Here is an 18,543-nt window from a genome sequence, read left to right as displayed (position 1 = left end):
AGCGTCGCACAACCGTTGTCGAAGAAGACGTGATACCGCCTGGCCACCGGGTCCGACCAGGCGTGTAGCCCGATGGTGAGCGCGTCGTCACGCGCTTCGTACACTGTCGTCCCGTGCTCACGATGCAGGACGCCCTGCTGGCGTTGACCCGGTACTGGACCGAACGCGGGTGCGTCGTCGTCCAGCCCTACAACACCGAGGTCGGCGCGGGCACGCTCAACCCCGCCACGGTCCTGCGCGTGCTCGGTCCCGAGCCATGGCGGGTCTCCTACGTGGAGCCGAGCGTGCGGCCCGACGACGCCCGGTACGGCGAGAACCCGAACCGGCTCCAGACGCATACCCAGTTCCAGGTGGTCCTCAAGCCCGATCCGGGCGATCCGCAGGAGCTGTACCTGGGCAGCCTCGCCGCGCTGGGCATCGACGTGCGCGCGCACGACGTGCGGTTCGTCGAGGACAACTGGGCCTCGCCCGCGCTCGGCGCGTGGGGCCTGGGCTGGGAGGTGTGGCTCGACGGCCTGGAGATCACCCAGTTCACGTACTTCCAGCAGGCGGGCGGCCTGTCGCTGGACCCGGTGTCGGTGGAGATCACCTACGGCATCGAGCGGATCATGATGGCGCTCCAGGGCGTCTCGCACTTCAAGGACATCGCGTACGCGCCCGGCATCTCCTACGGCGAGGCGTTCGGCCAGTCCGAGTACGAGATGAGCCGCTACTACCTCGACGACGCCGACGTGGAGGCCAACCGGCGGCTGTTCGAGGAGTACGCGGCCGAGGCCCGGCGGATGCTCGACGCGCGACTGCCCGTGCCCGCGCACAACTACGTGCTCAAGTGCTCGCACGCGTTCAACGTGCTCGACGCGCGCGGGGCGATCAGCACCACCGAACGCGCCCGCGCGTTCGGCCGCATGCGCGGCCTGGCCCGCGAGGTCGCCAAGCTGTGGGCGGACCGGCGCGCGGAACTCGGCCACCCGCTGGGCATCGCCGAGGTGCCGGCCGCGCCCGAACCGCCGGCGGAGTTCGCGACCGTCGACGCGCCCGCCACGCTGCTGTTCGAGATCGGCACCGAGGAACTGCCGCCCGCCGAGGTGATCCGCACCGCGGACGCCGTGCGCGCCGCCGTGGCGGACAAGCTCGCCGCCACCCGGCTCGCGCACGGCGACGTCGAGGTGCACGCCACGCCACGCCGGATCGTCGTGCTGGTCGCGGACGTCGCGCCGCGCGAGACCGACACCGAGCGCACCGCGCGCGGTCCGCGCGTCTCGGCGGCGTTCGACGACTCGGGCACGCCGACGAAGGCCGCGCAGGGCTTCGCGCGCGGCCAGGGCGTGGACGCGGCCGACCTCGGGCGCGTGGTCGAGAACGGCGTCGAGCACGTGGCCGTGACGAAGACCGTGGTCGGACGCGGCGCCGTGGCGGTGCTCAGCGGTCTGCTGGCCGAGGTCGTGACCGGTCTGCGGGCCGAGAAGAACATGCGCTGGAACGACCCCGCGCTGTCGTTCAGCCGGCCGGTCCGGTGGCTGCTCGCGCTGCTGGGCACGACGCCGGTGCCGGTCGCGGTGTCGGCGTTGGCGTCCGGGTCGGTCACGCGAGTGCACCGCACGGCCGACGAGCCGGTGGTGGCCGTGGCGGGTGCCGACGGCTACCCGGAGTTCCTCGCGGGCCACGGCGTCACGGTCTCGGCGGACGCCCGCCGGCGGGCGATCGTGGACCGGGCGACGGAACTGGCCGCGTCCGTCGGCGGCGTCGTCGACCTGACCGGCGTGCTGGACGAGGTCGTGAACCTGGTCGAGTGGCCGACGCCGATCCTCGGCTCGTTCGACCCGTCCTACCTGGACCTGCCCGCGCAGATCCTCACCACGGTGATGCGCAAGCACCAGCGCTACCTGCCCGTGCGCGCCGCGGACGGCACGCTGCTGCCGTACTTCGTGGCGGTGGCCAACGGGAACGTGGACGAGGACCTGGTCCGCACGGGCAACGAGGCCGTGCTGCGCGCCCGGTACGAGGACGCCGCGTTCTTCTGGCGGGCCGACCTGCGCACGCCGCTGGAGGCGATGAAGGCGAACCTGGAGAAGCTCACGTTCGCCGACAAGCTGGGGTCGATGGCCGACCGGGCCGACCGGATCGCCGCGCTGGCCGCACGCCTGGCCGACGTCGTGGGCGTGGCCGACCCGACGCTCTCGCGGGCCGGGGGACTGGCCAAGTTCGACCTCGGCTCGCAGATGGTGGTCGAGCTGTCCAGCCTGGCCGGGTTCATGGCCCGCGAGTACGCGGTGCGCGCGGGCGAGACCGAGGCCGTCGCGCAGGCCCTGTACGACATGGAACTGCCCCGGTCGGCGGGCGACGACCTGCCGTCGTCGGAGGTCGGCGCGCTGCTGTCGCTGGCGGACCGGTTCGACCTGCTGGCCGGGCTGTTCGGCATCGGCGCGAACCCGACCGGCAGCTCGGACCCGTTCGGGCTGCGGCGGGCGGCGTTGGGCGCGGTGAGCGTGCTGCGGGCGTTCCCGGCCCTGCGGGAGATCACGCTGACCCGGGCGTTGACGCTGGCCGCCGCGAACCTGGACGTGGCCGACGCGGTGGAGACGGCCCGCGAGTTCGCCGTGCGACGGTACGAGCAGCAACTGCTGGACGCGGGCCACGACCACAAGCTCGTGCGGGCCGTGCTGGTGCACGCGGACGCGCCGGCCTTGGCGGACGAGGTGCTGGTGGACCTGACGGCGCTGGTCGACGACCCGGCGTTCGAGGTGTCGGCCGCCGCGTTCGGCCGGGTGCGGCGGATCGTGCCCGAGGGGACGGCCGCGTCCTACGACCCGACCGCGCTGACCGAGCCCGCCGAGGTGGCATTGCACGCGGCGTTCGCGGCCGTGCCGAAGGGTGTGGTGGGTCTGGCCGCGTTCGTCGCGGCGACCTCGTCGCTGGCCGCGCCGATCGACGCCTTCTTCGAGGAGGTGCTCGTGATGGCCGAGGACCCGGCGGTGCGCGCGGCCCGGCTCGGGCTGCTCGCCGCGATCCGCGACCTGGCCGCGCCCGTGCTCGACTGGCAGGCCCTGGGCTGAGGTGACGGCCGGCGGGTCGCGCCCCGCCGGCCGTCACCCACCACCACTACAGGAAGTCGCCGCCGCGCGTCACGGCGCCGAACGCGTCGACGATGCCGTGACCGTAGAAGCCGTTGAACCGGGTGTCGCCGACACAGGTCGCGGTGAACTCCGGCGAGCGGCCGACGTTCTCGTACGACACCGTGCGTGGCGTCGGGCAAGGCCGCTGCGTCGCGGTCTTGACCAGGACCTTCGCCACCTTGTCCGGGTCGAGCGTGAGCGTGCCCGGGTGTGCGCGGTCCTTGCGGCCGTACTGGCTGACGACCAGGGCGGCGACGCCGGACGCGTGCGGCGCGGCCATCGACGTGCCCTGGAGGTACTGGTAGTAGCCGCACGTGGCGCCCTGGCAGTACTTCGCCACGCCCGCCGCCTCGCCGGCCGGGGTGACGTTCCCGGCGGCATCGATCGCGCCCGCCGCGAGGGCGACGTTGCGCGGGTAGGTCGAGCGGATCGAGTTCTCGTTGGTGCGGTACCGGTCCGTGCCGAAGTAGTCGCGGAAGTAGCCGCCGGGCGCGGACAGGTCGGTCTGCTCGGTGCCGTAGTTGGAGTAGTCGGCCTTGAGACCGGACGGTCCGAGCGAGGAGATCGCGAGGACGTGGTCGGACTCGGTGGGCAGGTGCACGCACGACTTGTTGTCGATCGTGCGCGGGTAGGCGGCGCCGGTCGGGAAGTTCGGGCTGGTCGCGTCGGGACGCGGGTTGCCGAGGTCCTCGTGGTTGTTGCCGCCGGCCGCGACGAGCGTGACGCCCTTGCGGTGCGCGTAGTTGATCGCCCGCGTCACGGCCGCGATGGCGGTGCGCTGGGTGAGCTGCGCCTCGGGGCTGTCGGCCGGGTTGGCGGCGCAGTTGTAGTACCAGGGGTCGACGTAGAACGACATGTTGATCACGTCGAGGCCGATGTCGGCGCCGTAGGTGAGCGCGTCGACGACGGGCTGGAGGAAGAAGTAGCCCGAGTCCTGGCCGCCGCGGATGTTGACCAGCGTGACGCCGGGCGCGACGCCCGAGACGCCGAACCCGTTGGCCGCCGCGCCGATCGTGCCCGCGACGTGGGTGCCGTGGCCGTCGTCGTCCCAGTCGGCCGGGTCGACGCAGCCGCGGAACTCGCAGGGGCCGTCGACCTCGTTGCCCGCCTCGTCGGTGGGCAGGTCGACGGTGAAGTTGCGGGACCGGGCCTTGTCGAAGTTGGGCGCGATGTCCGGGTGGGAGCCGTCGATGCCGGTGTCCAGGATGCCGACCGAGACGCGCTTGTCGCCGGGCTGGCGGTCGCGGGCGAGGTCGGAGCGGACGAGCTTGAGGCCCCAGAGCTTGTCGTCGAGCGGGTCGAGGCCGGCGGCCGGGGTGGGGGAGGGCTTCTTCTTCGCGGCCGTGCCGGGGACGCCGGCGGTGGCCTCGTTCTCGCGTTCGACGACGCGCATGTCCCGGTTGCTCTTGCCCCGGCCGGGTGCGGCGCTGCCGAGCGGGCGGACTGCCGCCGCGCCGAGTACGGCGTCGGACGCACTCACCCGTTGGGCGAATCCGGTCTTGGGGGCCGTCACGGTGAGTAGTCCCACGGCCTTGTTCTCGCGGGTGACCTCGCCGCCCGCGGCGGCGATGGCGGCCACGGCGGCGTCCCGACTCGCGCCGTCCTCGACCAGGACGGTGTAGTCGGTCCGCTCCACGGCCAGGGCGGGCTGCCCCGTCGCGACCACCAGTGCCGCGGCCACCGCCAGGGCGGCCGGCACGGTCCTGCCTGTTCTCACGCCTGTCTCCTCTGCCCTCCGACCTGCTCGGTCGCGGCCACCGTGGCACATATTCCCAAGATCGGGCAGACCCTTTAGTCGGAAGTACCATCCGTGGTGGATCACTGGCCCAGAGTGATTTTCCACAATAGGGTAACGCTTCTACCTGCGTCTTCGATGTCGATGGAAGGCTTGGCGGTGGATTGGTGTGAACCACTCGGCACCATCGCGTCACTACGCCTTGACGCAGGCACCTGCGTGGGGATGGAATTCCGTTTCCGAAATTCGGCGGTCGGCGGCGCGTTGCCGCGCAAGGGGATGGCGAATGGGACGCATGCGCACAGCGGTGGTCGGTTGCCTGCTCGTCCTGCTCGCCACCGCGTGCGGCTCGGGCGCGGAGCAGTCGGCCCCGGCGACGCCGTTGGTCGGCGTGATCCTGCCGGACAACTCGCCGACCGCGCGGTGGGAGTCCCAGGACCGCCCGATGCTGGAGCAGGCCTTCGAGTTCGCCGGCATCGAACCGGTGATCGAGAACGCGGAGGGTGACGAGGCCAAGTTCTCGGCCATCGCCGACCGCATGATCGAGAAGAAGGTCAAGGTCCTGATGATCACGCCGCTGACCACCGAGGGCGGCGCGAACATCGAGCGCAAGGCCAAGTCCGCGGGCATCACCGTGATCAACTACGACCGGATCAGCCTCGGCGGCCAAGCCGACTACTACGTCTCGTTCGACAACCTCAACATCGGCGAACTCCAGGCCGAGGGACTGCTCGGCTGCCTGGGCACCAAGCGCAACGCGCAGATCATCGAGATCCAGGGCTCGCCGACCGACAACAGCGCCACGCTGATCGCCGACGGCCAGCGCCGCCGCCTCGGCCCGCTCTACGACGACGGCACGCTCAAGCTCGTGCGGAGCCAGGCCATCGAGAAGTGGGACGCCGGGCTCGGGAGCACGTCGTTCGAGCAGATCCTCGACGCCAACAACGGCAAGGTCGACGGCGTGGTCGCGGCCAACGACGACCTCGCGGGCGGCGTGATCGACGTGCTCCGCGAGCGCGGCCTGGCCAAGAAGGTGGCCGTGACCGGCCAGGACGCCACGCTGCCCGGCCTGCGGGCGCTGCTGCTGGGCGAGCAGTGCGTGACGATCTACAAGCCGATCCGCGACGAGGCCAACGCCGCCGCCCGCCTGGCGATCACCCTGGCCAAGGGCGACGTCACCGGCGCGGACGACCTGGCCACCGGCAACACCCGCGACCTGGTCGCCCGGCGGGACGTGAAGTCGGTGCTGCTGGGCGCCGACCTGATCACCCGGGACAACGTGCGCCAGCTCGTCGTGACCGAGAACGTGGTCAAGCCCGCCGAGCTGTGCGCCGGCGAGGTCGCCCCGATCTGCGAGCAGATGGGCATCCTCGTCAACTGAAGGACGTCCCGCGTCAGTCGTCGTGCCGCCCGGAGATGAACTCCTGCACGCGGATCTTCACCCGGATGAGGGGTTGGCGGACGCGGGCCTCGCGCCGGTAGGCCAGCCGCAGCTTGCGCGAGCCCTCCGCGTACCGCCACCGCGCCCACGGCGACCCCGGCCGGGCCAGGCGCAACGCGCCGATCTCCGGCAGCACGGGCACCAGCAGGCCGAGCAGGCCGGTCCACACCTTGCCCTTGAGCAGCGCGACGATCGCGAACCCCAGGTTGACCAGCACCACCGCGATCCGCACACCCACGCCCTCGCCGTACAGCTCGTCGTAGCCCAGCGGCCGGGCGCCCAGCAACAGCAGGCCGGTGAGCCCGATCGCCAGGAACACCGCGTCCACCGACAACCGGCCGTCCTTGGACCAGTACACGTCGCGCAGGTGCAGCAGCAGGGCGAACTCGTCGAGCACCAGCGCCGTGCCGACCCCGAGCAGCGCGGCGGCGGACACCCGCAGCTCGTGCAGGTCGTCGGGCGCCGCGATGCCGGTGACCGCGCCGAGCACCAGCAGCACGGTCCCGAACACGACGTGGTGAATGTGCGTCCCGCCGGGGGTGAAGTTGCCGGGCCACCACCGGACACCCGCGCGGATCAGCCGGACGCTGATCCGGATGAACACGAACGCGAGGACGAGCCCGGCGAAGAAGAACAGCAGTCGCGACTGGGGCAGGTGAAGCGGGTACACCCGTCCATCTTCACTCCACCGGGGGCTAGTGGAAGTTGATCCCGCCCTCGACGTGGCCCGCCTGCACCGAGTTCGTGGCCACCCCGGACACCCGGTTCCGCACGGTCCAGGTCGTCCCGGACGTCGCGCGCTCGAACTCCCGGCGCAGCTCGCGACCGAACTCCGGGTCGGCCCGTTCCGCCTGCGTCAACAGCACGCTCAACGTCCTGACCTGCGGCGAACCCACGTCGGCCGGTTCGGCGGCGGTCAGCGCGGCGGTGGCCGCGGCATCGCCGGAGAACCGCGCCCGGACCAGCTCGTACAGCCGGGACACCCCGCGCGAGGCGACCGCGGCGGCGATGGCCTCCGGCACCGGCTCCGACATGGCCGTACCTCCCTGTGATCGAGGTGCCGTCCACGGTAGCAGTCGGACTCGCCTCGGAAGGGCGCTCGACTGCCGGGCGTCCGACGTGGTTCACTGTCTTCGGTCGTACCTTTCTGTGTTCGTGATCCACCACGCTCGCGGAATGGAAGTTGCGGGCGTCGAACCTCCTCCAGGTGGTAAGCCGCCCTAGCTGACCCGGTGGTCGCAAGCGCGATCCGGCACCTGTTAGAGGAGAAGTAGCAAGATGGCAGTTCAGGGCACCGTCAAGTGGTTCAACGCGGAGAAGGGCTTCGGCTTCATCTCCCCGGACAACGGTGGCGCCGACGTGTTCGTGCACTACTCGGAGATCCAGACCAACGGCTACCGCACCCTGGAAGAGAACCAGCGGGTGGAGTTCGAGATCGGCCAGGGCCAGAAGGGCCCGCAGGCACAGGCGGTCCGACCGGTCTGACTTGTAACCGGATCGGCATGATCCGGGGCCGACGGGCCGCCATCACCGCTCGCGGGGATGGCGGCCCGTTTCACGTGAGGGCGGGTTCGGTGCCCTGGGCACCGCCGTAGACCCGCTTGCCGACCAGCCGGGCGCCGTCGAAGACGAAGAACGCGGTCATCCGCGCCCGGAACGCGCGCAGCGACGGCAGGTGCGTGCCCGCCAGTTCGACCTCGACGATCACCGCGTCGTCCGCGTGGTGCAGTTCGATCAGCGTGCTTCGCCGGTCGGCGCAGACCAGGCCCAACCGCGCGTAGTAGCCGGCGACCTCGTCGGTGCCGTCGAAGACCTCGCCGGTCGCGACGATCTCGCAGCGCGGGTGGTCGAAGACGCCCAACGCGGTGTCGAACTCGCGCTCGTTCTCCGACTCCAGGTGTTCCAGCACGAGCGCCTCGCGCAGCGCGCGCAGTGCCGTGGACGCCGTCATCGCGTCGCCAACTCTCTCGTTCGCCGAGCACAGCGGTTCGAAGGACCGACGAAACACCCCGTGCCGGCACCAGTCAAGACGGCAGCCGGTTGACGGCGGTCCGCTACCGCCGGGTGAACGCCTCGTAGAGCGGGCGCAGGGCCGCGGTGACCGACCGCCCGCGTACCGCCAGCGGGCCCAACTGGTCGAGCAGGGCGTCCGGCCGGACGTCGCCGAGGTCCTCGGCGGCCGGGACCGGCGCGGTGTCCGGACGCACCCAGAAGTCGACCAGGTCCGTGTCCGCCACGGGTTCGGGGACCTTCTCGACGGGTGGGATCGGGGCGCGCAGCTCCCGCAGCCGGTCGAGCAGGGCCTCCCGGGACCGGCCGCGCCAGGCCAGCACGCCGAACGGGTCGGCGTCGAACGAGTCGGCCAGCGTCAGGCACGCGGCGGCCACGTGCGCGCACGGCATGTGCCAGTCGTCGCACGTGCAGTCCATCGACAGCTCACGGGCACCGCGCGGGAACAGCGACAGCCCGAGCCCCTCGAACACCTCGTCGGCCTCGGCGGGCAGGTCGCCGGCGAGCAGCCGAGCGGTGAACACGGCCCGGTCGGCGAACGCGTGCTCGACCCGCCGCCAGTCCTCGTCCGCGAACCGCCGCACGCCGACCCGCGCCCGGTCCGGCGTCGGACCGGCACCGGTGACCAGCGCGACCACCACGCTCGTGGAGATCGACAGGTTCATCACCTGGCCGCCGCGCACCAGCGGGCGACCGCGCTTGAGCCGGTCGCCCATGCCGAACGCCGCCAGCGCGGCCAGGAACCGCCGCGACCAGATGCCCGCGTCCGGGGATTCAGCCACCGACGGCCTCCGGGGTCAGGGCGAACACCTCGCGCAGCCGTTCGGTGGACAGTTCCGTGAGCCAGTCCTCGCCGGCGCCGACGGCCAGCCGCGACAGGCCGCGCTTGTCCTCGATCATCCGGTCCACGCGCTCCTCCAACGTGCCCACGCACACGAACTTGTGGACCTGCACGTGCCGGTCCTGCCCGATCCGGAACGCCCGGTCGGTCGCCTGGTCCTCGACGGCCGGGTTCCACCACCGGTCGAGGTGGACGACGTGGTTGGCGGCGGTCAGGTTGACGCCCGTGCCACCCGCCTTGAGCGACAGCAGCAGCACACCCGGCCCGTCCTCGGACTGGAACCGCCGCACCATCGCGTCCCGGTCGCGCCGCGACGTGCCGCCGTGCAGGAACGGGACGTCGACGTCGAAGCGGGCGGCCAGGTGCGGCACCAGCAGCGAGCCGAACGCGGTGAACTGGGTGAAGCACAGCACCTTGTCGCCGTCCGCGAACGCCTCGTCGAGGATCTCCTCCAGCCGGTCGACCTTCCCGGACCGGCCGGGCACCGGCGAGCCGTCGCCGAGCAGGTGGGCCGGGTGGTTGCACGCCTGCTTGAGGCGCGTCATCGTGGCCAGCACCAGGCCCTTGCGCTTGACGCCCTGGATCTCGGAGATGCGCGCGAACATGTCCTCGACCACCGCCTGGTAGAGCGAAGCCTGCTCGGCGGTGAGCGTGCACGACTGCGTGGTCTCGATCTTCTCGGGCAGGTCGCCGATGACCCGGGGGTCGCTTTTGAGGCGCCGCAGCACGAGCGGCCCGGTGGCCCGGCGCAGCCGCACCGCGGCCTCGGCGTCGCGGTGGCGTTCGATGGGGACGCCGTAGCGGGCGCGGAACGTCGTCAGGGGCCCGAGCATGCCGGGGTTGACGAAGTCGAGCACGGACCACAGCTCGGCGAGCCGGTTCTCCACGGGCGTGCCGGTGAGCGCGATCCGGTGGCGGGCGGGCAGGGCCCGGATCGCCCTGGCCTGGCGGGTGGCGCTGTTCTTGACGTTCTGGGCCTCGTCGACCACCACCCGGTCCCAGGTGATCGCGGCGAGTTCGGCGGCGTCCCGGGTGACCGTGGCGTAGGTGGTGATGACGAGGTCGTGCTCCCCGAGCAGTCGCACGGGGTCCCGGTCGGCGCCGTGGTGCACGTGGACGTCCAGGTGGGGGACGAACTTCTCGGCCTCGCGCCGCCAGTTGCCGACCACGGACATCGGGCACACGAGCAGGGTGGGCGGCCTCTTGCCGTCCTGCCGGTTGACCGCCTCGAGGGCCAGGAGCTGGACGGTCTTGCCCAGCCCCATGTCGTCGGCGAGGCAGGCGCCGAGCCCGAGCCGGTCGAGGAACACCAGCCACGCCAGGCCGCGCCGCTGGTAGGGGCGCAGCGTCGCGGTGAGGCCGGGCGGCGTGGGCACGGGTTCGAGCCGGTGCTCGGCGTCGGGTGCGAGCAGGTCGGCCAGCCAGCCCCGGCCGACCACGCCGTTGAGCGGCAGGGGGAGCGCGGCCTCGCGGTCGTGCTGGAACAGCACCTGGGCGGCGGGCATCTCGCCGCCGGCCCCCCGTTCGAGGAACGCCATCCCGGCGGCGAGCCGCTTGCGGTCGACGTGCACCCACTGCCCGCGCACGCGCACGAGCGGCGCCTTGGCCTTGGCCAACGACATCAGTTCGGCCTGGGTGAGCTTTTCGTCGCCGAGCGAGAGGTCCCACCGGAAGTCGACGATCGCCCGGTGCCCGAGTTCGCTCTCGGTCGCCACGATCCCGGCGGCACCGCGCGGCGCGGCCGTGAGCGTCAACCCCAGCCGCCGGGGCTGCCGCCACCAGGAGGGGACCAGGACGCCGAACCCGGCCTGGGCGAGCAGAGCGGCCCGGGAGAGGAAGTCGTACGCGCCGTCGACGTCGAGTTTCAGCCGCGCCGGCCGCTTGGCCGCGAGCGCCCGGTCGAGTCCGGGGTACAGCCGGACGGCCCGGCCGAGATCGGCGAGCAGGACCTCCTCGGGCCGGGGGACCCAGCGTCGCAGGACGGCGTCGCCGCGCTGCCAGACGTCCCGGGCGGGCACCAGCACGCTGGGCTCGGCCACGGCCTGGAGCAGGAACTCCAGCCGCCAGCCCTCCTCGTGCGCGGCCCCTTGAAGCGGCGCCACAAGCCGGAAGCACAGCCGGACCGGCTTTTCCGCGAACCCGTCCGCGCCCCACCGTCGCAGCCGCTCCCGGAGTTCGACGACCGCGCCGCGCTCGGCGGCGAACCGCCCGTCACCGGCACCGGCCGCCGCGACCCACGCGTCCACGACGTGGGAGGAGGAATTCTTTAGTTCCCCCAACGCTTTCCGCGCTTCCCGGTCGACGATGGCGTCGAGCGCGACCCGGAACAGGTCCGCGCCGCCGCCGGCGCGGAACGACGGCGGCATCCCCGCCCGCAGAGCGGCGGCCCGCGCCGCGTCCACTCCGGACAGCACCGCACGCCAGCGGGTGGCGGCTTCGGTCCGGTCGACGACGGGCACCACCCGTCCTCTTCGGACGAGATCGGCCCCGAAGTCCAGGATCTCGAGGAGGTACCGCCCGGACGCGCCGAGCCGGCAGCCGGGCAGCGGAAAGCCGTCGACCGGGACGACGGGGACGACCCACTCCCGCCACCGGAGCGCTCCCCGGCCGGACGTGCCGCCGCCCACAGGTTCCCGGACGAGTTCCGGTGACGCCGCAGGGCCGGTCCCGACGGACGGCAGTCGCAGGACCACCTCGTCCGGATGCGGACCGCCGGGTTCGGCAGTCGTCGGGTCCGGGTCGTCGGCTCGTGTGCGGGCGGCGATCAGATCCGCCGCGGTGACCGCGAAAGGGTGGGGCACCGGCCGTGCGGGCAGCCGCGCACCCGTCCGCGCGGGCAGTCGCGAATCCTCGGCCCAGAACCCCAACCGCCCCCCGGCGGTGCACACCCCGTGCAGCACCCACACGCCGACGACTGTAGTTGCGCACGTCCGCCGACGGTGAACACGGTTCATGATCGAATCGATAGGCGGGCGACAACCGGTACCCGAGTGCACATTTCGCAGTGTCTGAACGCATAACTCGCGCGTTCGGGGTCGCGACGGCTACCCCACAGAGCGGAAAGTCGTCCGGTAGGTGCTGGGCGACACGCCCAGGCTCGCGGTCATCCGCTGCCGCAACGCCGCCCCCGTACCGAACCCGGCATGCCGAGCCACCTGGTCCACCGCCAGATCCGTCGTCTCCAGCAGGTGGCGGGCCCGTTCGACCCGCTGCCGGGCCAGCCACTGCCCCGGACTCACCCCGGTCTCCTCACGAAAACGCCGAGTGAACGTACGCACGCTCATCCGCGCCCGCGACGCCAACTCGCGCAGGTCCACAGGCTCGTCCAGGTGCGCCAACGCCCACTCCCGGGCTACGGCGGTGGACGTGTCGGTCTCGTGCGGCACCGGCCGTTCGATGAACTGCGACTGCCCGCCCGGCCGCCACGGCGGCACGACGCACCGCCGCGCGGCCCGGTTCGCGGCCTCGCTGCCGTGGTCCCGGCGCACCAGGTGCAGGCACAGGTCGACGCCCGCGCCGACGCCCGCCGAGGTGAGCACCCGGCCCTCGTCCACGAACAGCACGTCCGGGTCCAGGTCGACGCGCGGGAACAGGCGGCGGAACGCGTCGGTGTACATCCAGTGCGTGGTCGCGCGCAGCCCGTCGAGCAGACCGGCCGCGGCGAGGGCGAACGCGCCCGTGCAGATGGACATCACGCGGGCGCCGCGGGCGTGGGCGGACACCAGGGCCTCGCGCACGTCGTCGGCGAGCACGCCGTCCTCCAGCAGCGGCGCGTTGGCGTGCATGCCCGCGACCACGACGGTGTCGGCGTGGCCGACCAGGCCGAGGTCGTGGTCGGGGGTGACCGTGATGCCCGACGAGCTGCGCACCGGTCGTCCACCGCGCGTGCACACCCTGACCCGGTAGAGCCGTTCTTCGTCGCTCACCCGGGCGGCGTTGAGGATCTGCGGAACGGTACCCAGGTCGAAGGCGACGACGTGGTCAAGGGCGATGACGGCCACCTCATGCATGGCCGGATTTTTGCACAGGATGGCCGTCCGGCCACTTACGCCGAACGCCGCCGTGCCGCACGCTGACGCCGTGACGAAGAACAGGCAGAACTGGGCTTGGGCGGTCGCGGCCGTCGCCTTCGTGGCGCTGATCGGCGCCGCGGGCTTCCGCGCCACGCCGGGTGCGTTGATCGATCCGCTGCGCGCGGAGTTCGGGTGGTCGACGGGCACGATCGGGCTCGCGGTGTCGGTGAACCTGCTGCTGTTCGGCCTCACCGCGCCGTTCGCGGCGGCGCTGATGGAGCGGTTCGGCGTGCGGCGGGTGGTGTCGGTCGCGTTGACCCTGGTGTCGGTGGGCAGCGGGCTCACCGTGTTCATGACCGCGAGCTGGCAGCTCGTGCTGCTGTGGGGCGTGCTGGTCGGCCTGGGCACCGGGTCGATGGCGCTGGCGTTCGTGGCCACGATCACCGGCCGCTGGTTCGTGCGGCACCGGGGTCTGGTGACCGGCGTGCTCACGGCGGGCGGCGCGACCGGGCAGTTGGTGTTCCTGCCGGTGATGACGTCGCTGGCCGAGGACTCGGGCTGGCGGTCGGCGGCCCTGCTGGTGTCGGCGAGCGCGCTGGCCGTCGTGCCGCTGGTGCTGCTGTTCCTCCGCGAGCACCCGGCCGACCTGGGCGTGCCGCCCTACGGCGGCGACGAGGTCGTGCCGCGGCCGGTGTCGACCGGTGCCGCGCGGCGGGCCGTGACCGCGTTGACCTCGGCCGCCCGCACCGGGCCGTTCTGGTACCTGGCCGCCGGGTTCGCGATCTGCGGTGTCACGACCAACGGCCTGGTCGGCACGCACTTCATCCCGGCCGCGCACGACCACGGCATGCCGACGACGACGGCCGCCGGGCTGCTCGCGCTGGTGGGCGTGTTCGACATCGTGGGCACGGTGTTGTCGGGGTGGCTGACCGACCGCGTCGACTCGCGGGTGCTGCTGGCCGTGTACTACGCGTTGCGCGGCGTGTCCCTGCTCCTGCTGCCGCAGCTGTTCCACGACTCCGTGCACCCGAGCATGCTGGTGTTCATCGTGTTCTACGGGCTGGACTGGGTCGCGACCGTGCCGCCCACCGTGGCGCTGTGCCGCCAGGTGTTCGGCCTGTCGGCGCCGGTGGTGTTCGGCTGGGTGTTCGCGGCACACCAGCTCGGCGCGGCGTTCGCGGCCACGGCGGCGGGTCTCACGCGTGACCACTTCGGCGCCTACACGCCCGCTTGGTACGTGGCCGGGGTGCTGAGCATCGTCGCCGCCTTCCTGTCGATGCGGGTGGTACGCCGGTCCGCGCAGGCCCCGGTGGTCGGTGATCTGGCGAAGGCGTGACGGTGATCCGGTGAAATCGCCACCCGAAGCGGCGACGGCATCCGACCACCCGACGACTAGGCTCGCGCGGGTGATGGATCGCTTGGTGTGGATCGACTGCGAGATGACCGGGCTGGAACTGGGCAAGGACGCCCTGATCGAGATCGCGGCGTTGGTGACCGACGCGGAGTTGAACATCCTCGGCGAGGGCGTCGACGTGGTGATCCACGCCGACGACGAGGCCCTCGCCTCCATGCCCGAGGTCGTCGTCCAGATGCACGCCAAGTCCGGGCTCACCGACGAGGTCCGGCGCTCGACCGTGACGCTGGCCGAAGCCGAGGCGCAGGTGCTCGCGTACGTCCGGGAATGGGTCCCCGAACCGCGCACCGCGCCGCTCGCGGGCAACTCGATCGCCACCGACCGCGGGTTCATCGCGCGGGACATGCCGGAGCTGGACGCGCACCTGCACTACCGGATGGTCGACGTGTCGTCGATCAAGGAGCTGTGCCGGCGCTGGTACCCGCGGATCTACTACGCGCAGCCGGGCAAGGGCCTGGCGCACCGGGCGCTGGCCGACATCCGGGAGTCCATCCGGGAGCTGGCCTACTACCGGCGGACGGCGTTCGTGGCGCAGCCCGGCCCGTCCTCCGAGCAGGCCCAGGCCGTCGCCGCCGAACTGCTCGCGGCCGACGAGGCAAAACAGGGTCGATTTCGGACCGGGCGGTAGGGCAGGGTATGCTTCACCCGTCGGGTCGACCGACCTTGGTGGGTGTAGCTCAGTCGGTAGAGCACTGGGTTGTGATCCCAGGTGTCGCGGGTTCAAGTCCCGTCACTCACCCCGAGGAAAGCGCCCCCTGACCGGCCGGTCGGGGGGCGTTTTTCCTTTTCTGGCACAGGAGTTCTGTTGAGCGCCACACTCGTCGCCAAGGGTCTCGCCGCGGGCCACGGCGATCGCGTCCTGTTCAGCGACCTGGACCTCGTCGTCGCGCCCGGCGACGTGGTCGGGCTGGTCGGCGTGAACGGCGCCGGGAAGTCCACGCTGCTGCGCACGCTCGCGGGCCTGCTGCCCGCCGAATCCGGTGTGATCCGGCTCTCGCCGACCACCGCGACCGTCGGCCACCTGCCGCAGGAACCCGAGCGCCGACCGGGCGAGAGCGTGCGCGACTTCCTGGCCCGGCGCACGGGCGTGGCGGCGGCGCAGGCGGAACTGGACCGCACGACCGCGTTGTTGGCGGAGGGGCGGGACGAGGGCTACTCGGAGGCGTTGGAGCGCTGGCTCGCGCTGGGCGGCGCGGACCTGACCGAGCGGGCCGACGAGGTCGCCGCGGACCTGGGCCTGACGGTGAACCTCGACCAGGCGATGACGTCGCTGTCCGGCGGCCAGGCGGCCCGCGCGGGCCTGGCGTCGTTGCTGCTGAGCCGGTACGACGTGTTCCTGCTCGACGAGCCGACCAACGACCTGGACCTCGACGGCCTGGCCCGGCTGGAGCGGTTCGTGGCCGGGTTGCGCGCGGGCGCGGTCGTGGTGTCGCACGACCGCGAGTTCCTGGCCCGCACCGTGACCCGCGTCGTCGAACTCGACCTGGCGCAGAACCAGGTGCGCACGTACGGCGGCGGGTACGAGTCGTACCTGGAGGAGCGCGAGGTGGCCCGTCGGCACGCCCGCGAGGAGTACGAGGAGTACGCGTCGACCAGGTCGTCGTTGGAGGACCGCGCCCGTACGCAACGCGCGTGGATGGAGAAGGGCGTGAAGAACGCCCGCCGCAAGGCGCCCGACAACGACAAGGTGGGTCGCAAGTTCCGCACCGAGTCCACCGAGAAGCAGGCGGCCAAAGCCCGGCAGACCGAGCGGCTGATCGAACGCCTGGAGGTCGTCGACGAGCCGCGCAAGGAGTGGGAGCTGCGGATGGAGATCGCCGCCGCGCCCCGGTCCGGCGCGGTGGTGGCGGTCCTGCGGTCGGTGGTGGTGGAGCGCGGCACGTTCACGCTCGGACCGGTCGACCTCCAGGTCGACTGGGCGGACCGGGTCGCGATCACCGGCGCGAACGGTTCGGGCAAGTCCACCCTGCTGGCCGCGCTGCTGGGGCGCGTGGAGCCGGCGGCGGGCACGGCGTCGCTGGGGCCGGGCGTGGTGGTCGGCGAGATCGACCAGGCCCGCGGCCTGTTCCTGGGCGGGGAGGCGTTGGTCGACGCGTTCTGCGCGGCCGTGCCCGACCTGGCGCCGGCCGACGTCCGCACCCTGCTGGCGAAGTTCGGCCTCAAGGCCGACCACGTCCTGCGCCCGGCCGCGTCCCTGTCACCGGGCGAGCGCACCCGTGCCGCGTTGGCCCTGCTCCAGGCCCGGGGCGTGAACCTGCTCGTCCTGGACGAACCGACGAACCACCTGGACCTGCCCGCGATCGAGCAGTTGGAGTCCGCTTTGGACTCCTACAACGGCACTCTGCTGCTCGTGACGCACGACCGCCGCATGCTGGAAGCCGTGCGCACGACCCGCCGCCTTGAAGTGGCGGCGGGCCGCGTCACGGATCTCTAGCGGTTGCCCTTCGACCACACGTCCCACGGGATCTGCCAGTCGCCGAAGCCGTCCCACGCCTCCAGGGCCGGGCCGCCGGAGTTGGTCACGATCACCACGTCGCCGGGCTTGGAGAGGTCGAAGACCCACTTCGCGTTCTCCGGGGACAGGTTCAGGCAGCCGTGGCTCACGTTGCGGTTGCCCTGGTCCCCGATGGACCACGGTGCGCTGTGGAAGAAGATGCCGCTGTTGGACATGCGGGTCGCCCAGTCGACCGGGGTGACGTAGCCACCGGCGTCCAGCGCCAGGCCGTAGGTGCGGGAGTCCATGACCATGTGGTCGTGCTTCTCCATGAGCACGTACGTGCCCGTCGGCGTGGTGTTGGCGGCGTTGCCCATCGACGTGGGCATCGTGCGCGCGACCTGGCCGTTGATCTTCGTGGTGACCTGGTGGGTCTGGCCGTCGGCCTCGTGGACCACGGCGTCGCCGATGGTCGTGGTGACGTGCCGGTCTTCCTGGCCGTACACGCCGTTGCCCAGGTGCTTGCCGTAGACCTTCGCGTCGACGGTGATCTTCGTGCCGGCCGCCCAGAAGTTCTGCGGGCGCCAGTGCACTTCCTTCTCGTCGAACCAGTAGAACGCGCCGTCGACCTTGGGCTCGGTGCTGATCGAGATCATCGCCTCGGCGGCGGCGCGGTCGGTGATCGGCTCGTCGAAGTAGAACGCCAGCGGCTGTCCGATGCCGACGGTCGTGCCGTCCATCGGGTTCATCGACAGGAACGTCTGCGTGCGCGGCGTCACTGTGGTGAAGGACGACGTCCGGGTGATCTGCTTACCGTCCGTGCCCTGTCCGGTCACGGCGAGCGTGTAGGCCTTGCCGTAGCCGAGCGGCTCGGTGTTCGTCCACTGGAGACCGTCGGGGCCGACCGCCCCCGCGACCGCCTTGCCGTCGGCGTTGGTCAGCGTGACCTGCGTGATCTTGCCGTCGGTCGCGGTCGCGACGACCGGGATGCCGGGCTGCACGTCCACCGCCGCGTCGGCCGGGCCGACGCTCAACGACACCGGCTTGGACTCCGGCGAGGCGGCCGTCTCGCCGGCCACCGTCGGCTCGCTGCCCGCGTTGTCCGCCGCCCCCGACGAACAGGCCGTGACCAGGGCCGTGACCAGTCCCAACGCCACGGCACCCCACGCACCGCGCATCCCCCGCCGACCCGACATGTCCTGCCTCCCCATAGTCGCCCGGTACACCGAGCGTGCCTGCCTACAGGGGTTCTCGGTGTCCCCTGACAAGGTGACGCCTGAAAGGTTGACGGTGTTGCCCTGGATGCCGGATCGTTACCCACGCGAAGTTCCCCCTGGGCGGGCCAGGGTCACCCCCGCTGACCAGGCGATTGGGAACCGTGTCGACCGCTGTGCTAATGTTCTTCACGTCGGACAGCGCAAGACAGTCCGCGCGCCGCTAGCTCAACTGGCAGAGCAGCTGACTCTTAATCAGCGGGTTCGGGGTTCGAGTCCCTGGCGGCGCACAAACCCCCCAGGTCAATGGCCTGGGGGTTTTTGCGTT

14 protein-coding genes and 2 tRNA genes are annotated in these 18,543 nt (G+C 71.9%); 8 read left to right on the top strand and 8 right to left on the bottom strand.

All coding sequences use genetic code 11. The annotated features are described in order from the left end of the window. The first annotated feature begins 122 nt into the window (after positions 1 to 122). The gene (locus tag F4559_RS26945) at positions 123 to 3,053 is read left to right on the top strand and encodes a glycine--tRNA ligase (RefSeq protein WP_184676257.1); all 2,931 of its coding nucleotides are present in this window, start codon (positions 123 to 125) and stop codon (positions 3,051 to 3,053) included. Positions 3,054 to 3,099: 46 nt separating this feature from the next. On the opposite strand, the gene F4559_RS26940 is transcribed toward F4559_RS26945, so the two are convergent. Next, complete coding sequence (locus F4559_RS26940; RefSeq protein ID WP_312865841.1) at positions 3,100 to 4,830, bottom strand: S8 family serine peptidase; 1,731 nt, start codon at positions 4,828 to 4,830, stop codon at positions 3,100 to 3,102. Between the two features lie 304 nt (positions 4,831 to 5,134). On the opposite strand from F4559_RS26940, the gene F4559_RS26935 reads away from it, so the two are divergent. Then, positions 5,135 to 6,229 (top strand): sugar ABC transporter substrate-binding protein, encoded by a 1,095-nt coding sequence (locus tag F4559_RS26935; protein WP_184673327.1) that lies wholly within the window; start codon positions 5,135 to 5,137, stop codon positions 6,227 to 6,229. A 13-nt stretch (positions 6,230 to 6,242) separates the two neighbouring features. Here F4559_RS26935 and F4559_RS26930 read toward each other — a convergent pair whose 3' ends face one another. Both F4559_RS26930 and F4559_RS26925 read right to left on the bottom strand, forming a co-directional pair. Beyond that, positions 6,243 to 6,959: a hypothetical protein gene (locus tag F4559_RS26930; protein WP_184673326.1), complete on the bottom strand. Its 717-nt coding sequence runs from the start codon at positions 6,957 to 6,959 to the stop codon at positions 6,243 to 6,245. 25 nt (positions 6,960 to 6,984) lie between these two features. Next, positions 6,985 to 7,323, bottom strand: coding sequence for a hypothetical protein (locus tag F4559_RS26925; protein ID WP_184673324.1), 339 nt, complete (start codon positions 7,321 to 7,323; stop codon positions 6,985 to 6,987). 244 nt (positions 7,324 to 7,567) lie between these two features. Between F4559_RS26925 and cspE the strand changes: the two genes are divergently transcribed. Continuing rightward, positions 7,568 to 7,774 (top strand): transcription antiterminator/RNA stability regulator CspE, encoded by a 207-nt coding sequence (gene cspE, locus F4559_RS26920; protein ID WP_033427733.1) that lies wholly within the window; start codon positions 7,568 to 7,570, stop codon positions 7,772 to 7,774. A 70-nt stretch (positions 7,775 to 7,844) separates the two neighbouring features. Here cspE and F4559_RS26915 read toward each other — a convergent pair whose 3' ends face one another. The 4 genes from F4559_RS26915 to F4559_RS26900 form a co-directional block, all read right to left on the bottom strand. Then, on the bottom strand, positions 7,845 to 8,240 hold the full coding sequence (locus F4559_RS26915) for a nuclear transport factor 2 family protein (RefSeq protein WP_184673322.1): 396 nt from the start codon (positions 8,238 to 8,240) through the stop codon (positions 7,845 to 7,847). 103 nt (positions 8,241 to 8,343) lie between these two features. Next, positions 8,344 to 9,081, bottom strand: coding sequence for an SWIM zinc finger family protein (locus F4559_RS26910; RefSeq protein WP_184673321.1), 738 nt, complete (start codon positions 9,079 to 9,081; stop codon positions 8,344 to 8,346). Further along, positions 9,074 to 12,046, bottom strand: a complete 2,973-nt coding sequence (locus F4559_RS26905; protein WP_184673319.1) for a DEAD/DEAH box helicase — start codon at positions 12,044 to 12,046, stop codon at positions 9,074 to 9,076. The genes F4559_RS26910 and F4559_RS26905 overlap by 8 nt, the downstream gene beginning before the upstream one ends. Before the next feature lie 138 nt (positions 12,047 to 12,184). Next, positions 12,185 to 13,150 (bottom strand): GlxA family transcriptional regulator, encoded by a 966-nt coding sequence (locus F4559_RS26900; RefSeq protein ID WP_184673317.1) that lies wholly within the window; start codon positions 13,148 to 13,150, stop codon positions 12,185 to 12,187. A gap of 19 nt (positions 13,151 to 13,169) precedes the next feature. On the opposite strand from F4559_RS26900, the gene F4559_RS26895 reads away from it, so the two are divergent. The 4 genes from F4559_RS26895 to F4559_RS26880 all read left to right on the top strand — a co-directional run bounded on the left by F4559_RS26895 (position 13,170) and on the right by F4559_RS26880 (position 17,001). Next, the gene (locus tag F4559_RS26895) at positions 13,170 to 14,489 is read left to right on the top strand and encodes an MFS transporter (RefSeq protein WP_184673315.1); all 1,320 of its coding nucleotides are present in this window, start codon (positions 13,170 to 13,172) and stop codon (positions 14,487 to 14,489) included. Positions 14,490 to 14,559: 70 nt separating this feature from the next. Then, positions 14,560 to 15,195 (top strand): oligoribonuclease, encoded by a 636-nt coding sequence (orn, locus tag F4559_RS26890; protein ID WP_184673313.1) that lies wholly within the window; start codon positions 14,560 to 14,562, stop codon positions 15,193 to 15,195. A 38-nt stretch (positions 15,196 to 15,233) separates the two neighbouring features. After that, positions 15,234 to 15,306: transfer RNA gene (locus F4559_RS26885), tRNA-His, on the top strand. A gap of 66 nt (positions 15,307 to 15,372) precedes the next feature. Then, positions 15,373 to 17,001, top strand: a complete 1,629-nt coding sequence (locus F4559_RS26880) for an ABC-F family ATP-binding cassette domain-containing protein (RefSeq protein WP_184673311.1) — start codon at positions 15,373 to 15,375, stop codon at positions 16,999 to 17,001. On the opposite strand, the gene F4559_RS26875 is transcribed toward F4559_RS26880, so the two are convergent. Then, positions 16,998 to 18,197 (bottom strand): L,D-transpeptidase, encoded by a 1,200-nt coding sequence (locus tag F4559_RS26875; RefSeq protein ID WP_184673309.1) that lies wholly within the window; start codon positions 18,195 to 18,197, stop codon positions 16,998 to 17,000. The two genes, F4559_RS26880 and F4559_RS26875, sit on opposite strands and share 4 nt — an antisense overlap. A 235-nt stretch (positions 18,198 to 18,432) precedes the next feature. Here F4559_RS26875 and F4559_RS26870 point away from each other — a divergent pair. After that, positions 18,433 to 18,505: transfer RNA gene (locus F4559_RS26870), tRNA-Lys, on the top strand. Positions 18,506 to 18,543: the final 38 nt, after the last annotated feature.

The organism is Saccharothrix violaceirubra (genome assembly GCF_014203755.1).
GTDB lineage: Bacteria > Actinomycetota > Actinomycetes > Mycobacteriales > Pseudonocardiaceae > Actinosynnema > Actinosynnema violaceirubrum.
The sequence above is the reverse complement of the archived record's forward strand: the minus strand, read 5'-3'. Positions and strand labels throughout refer to the sequence as shown.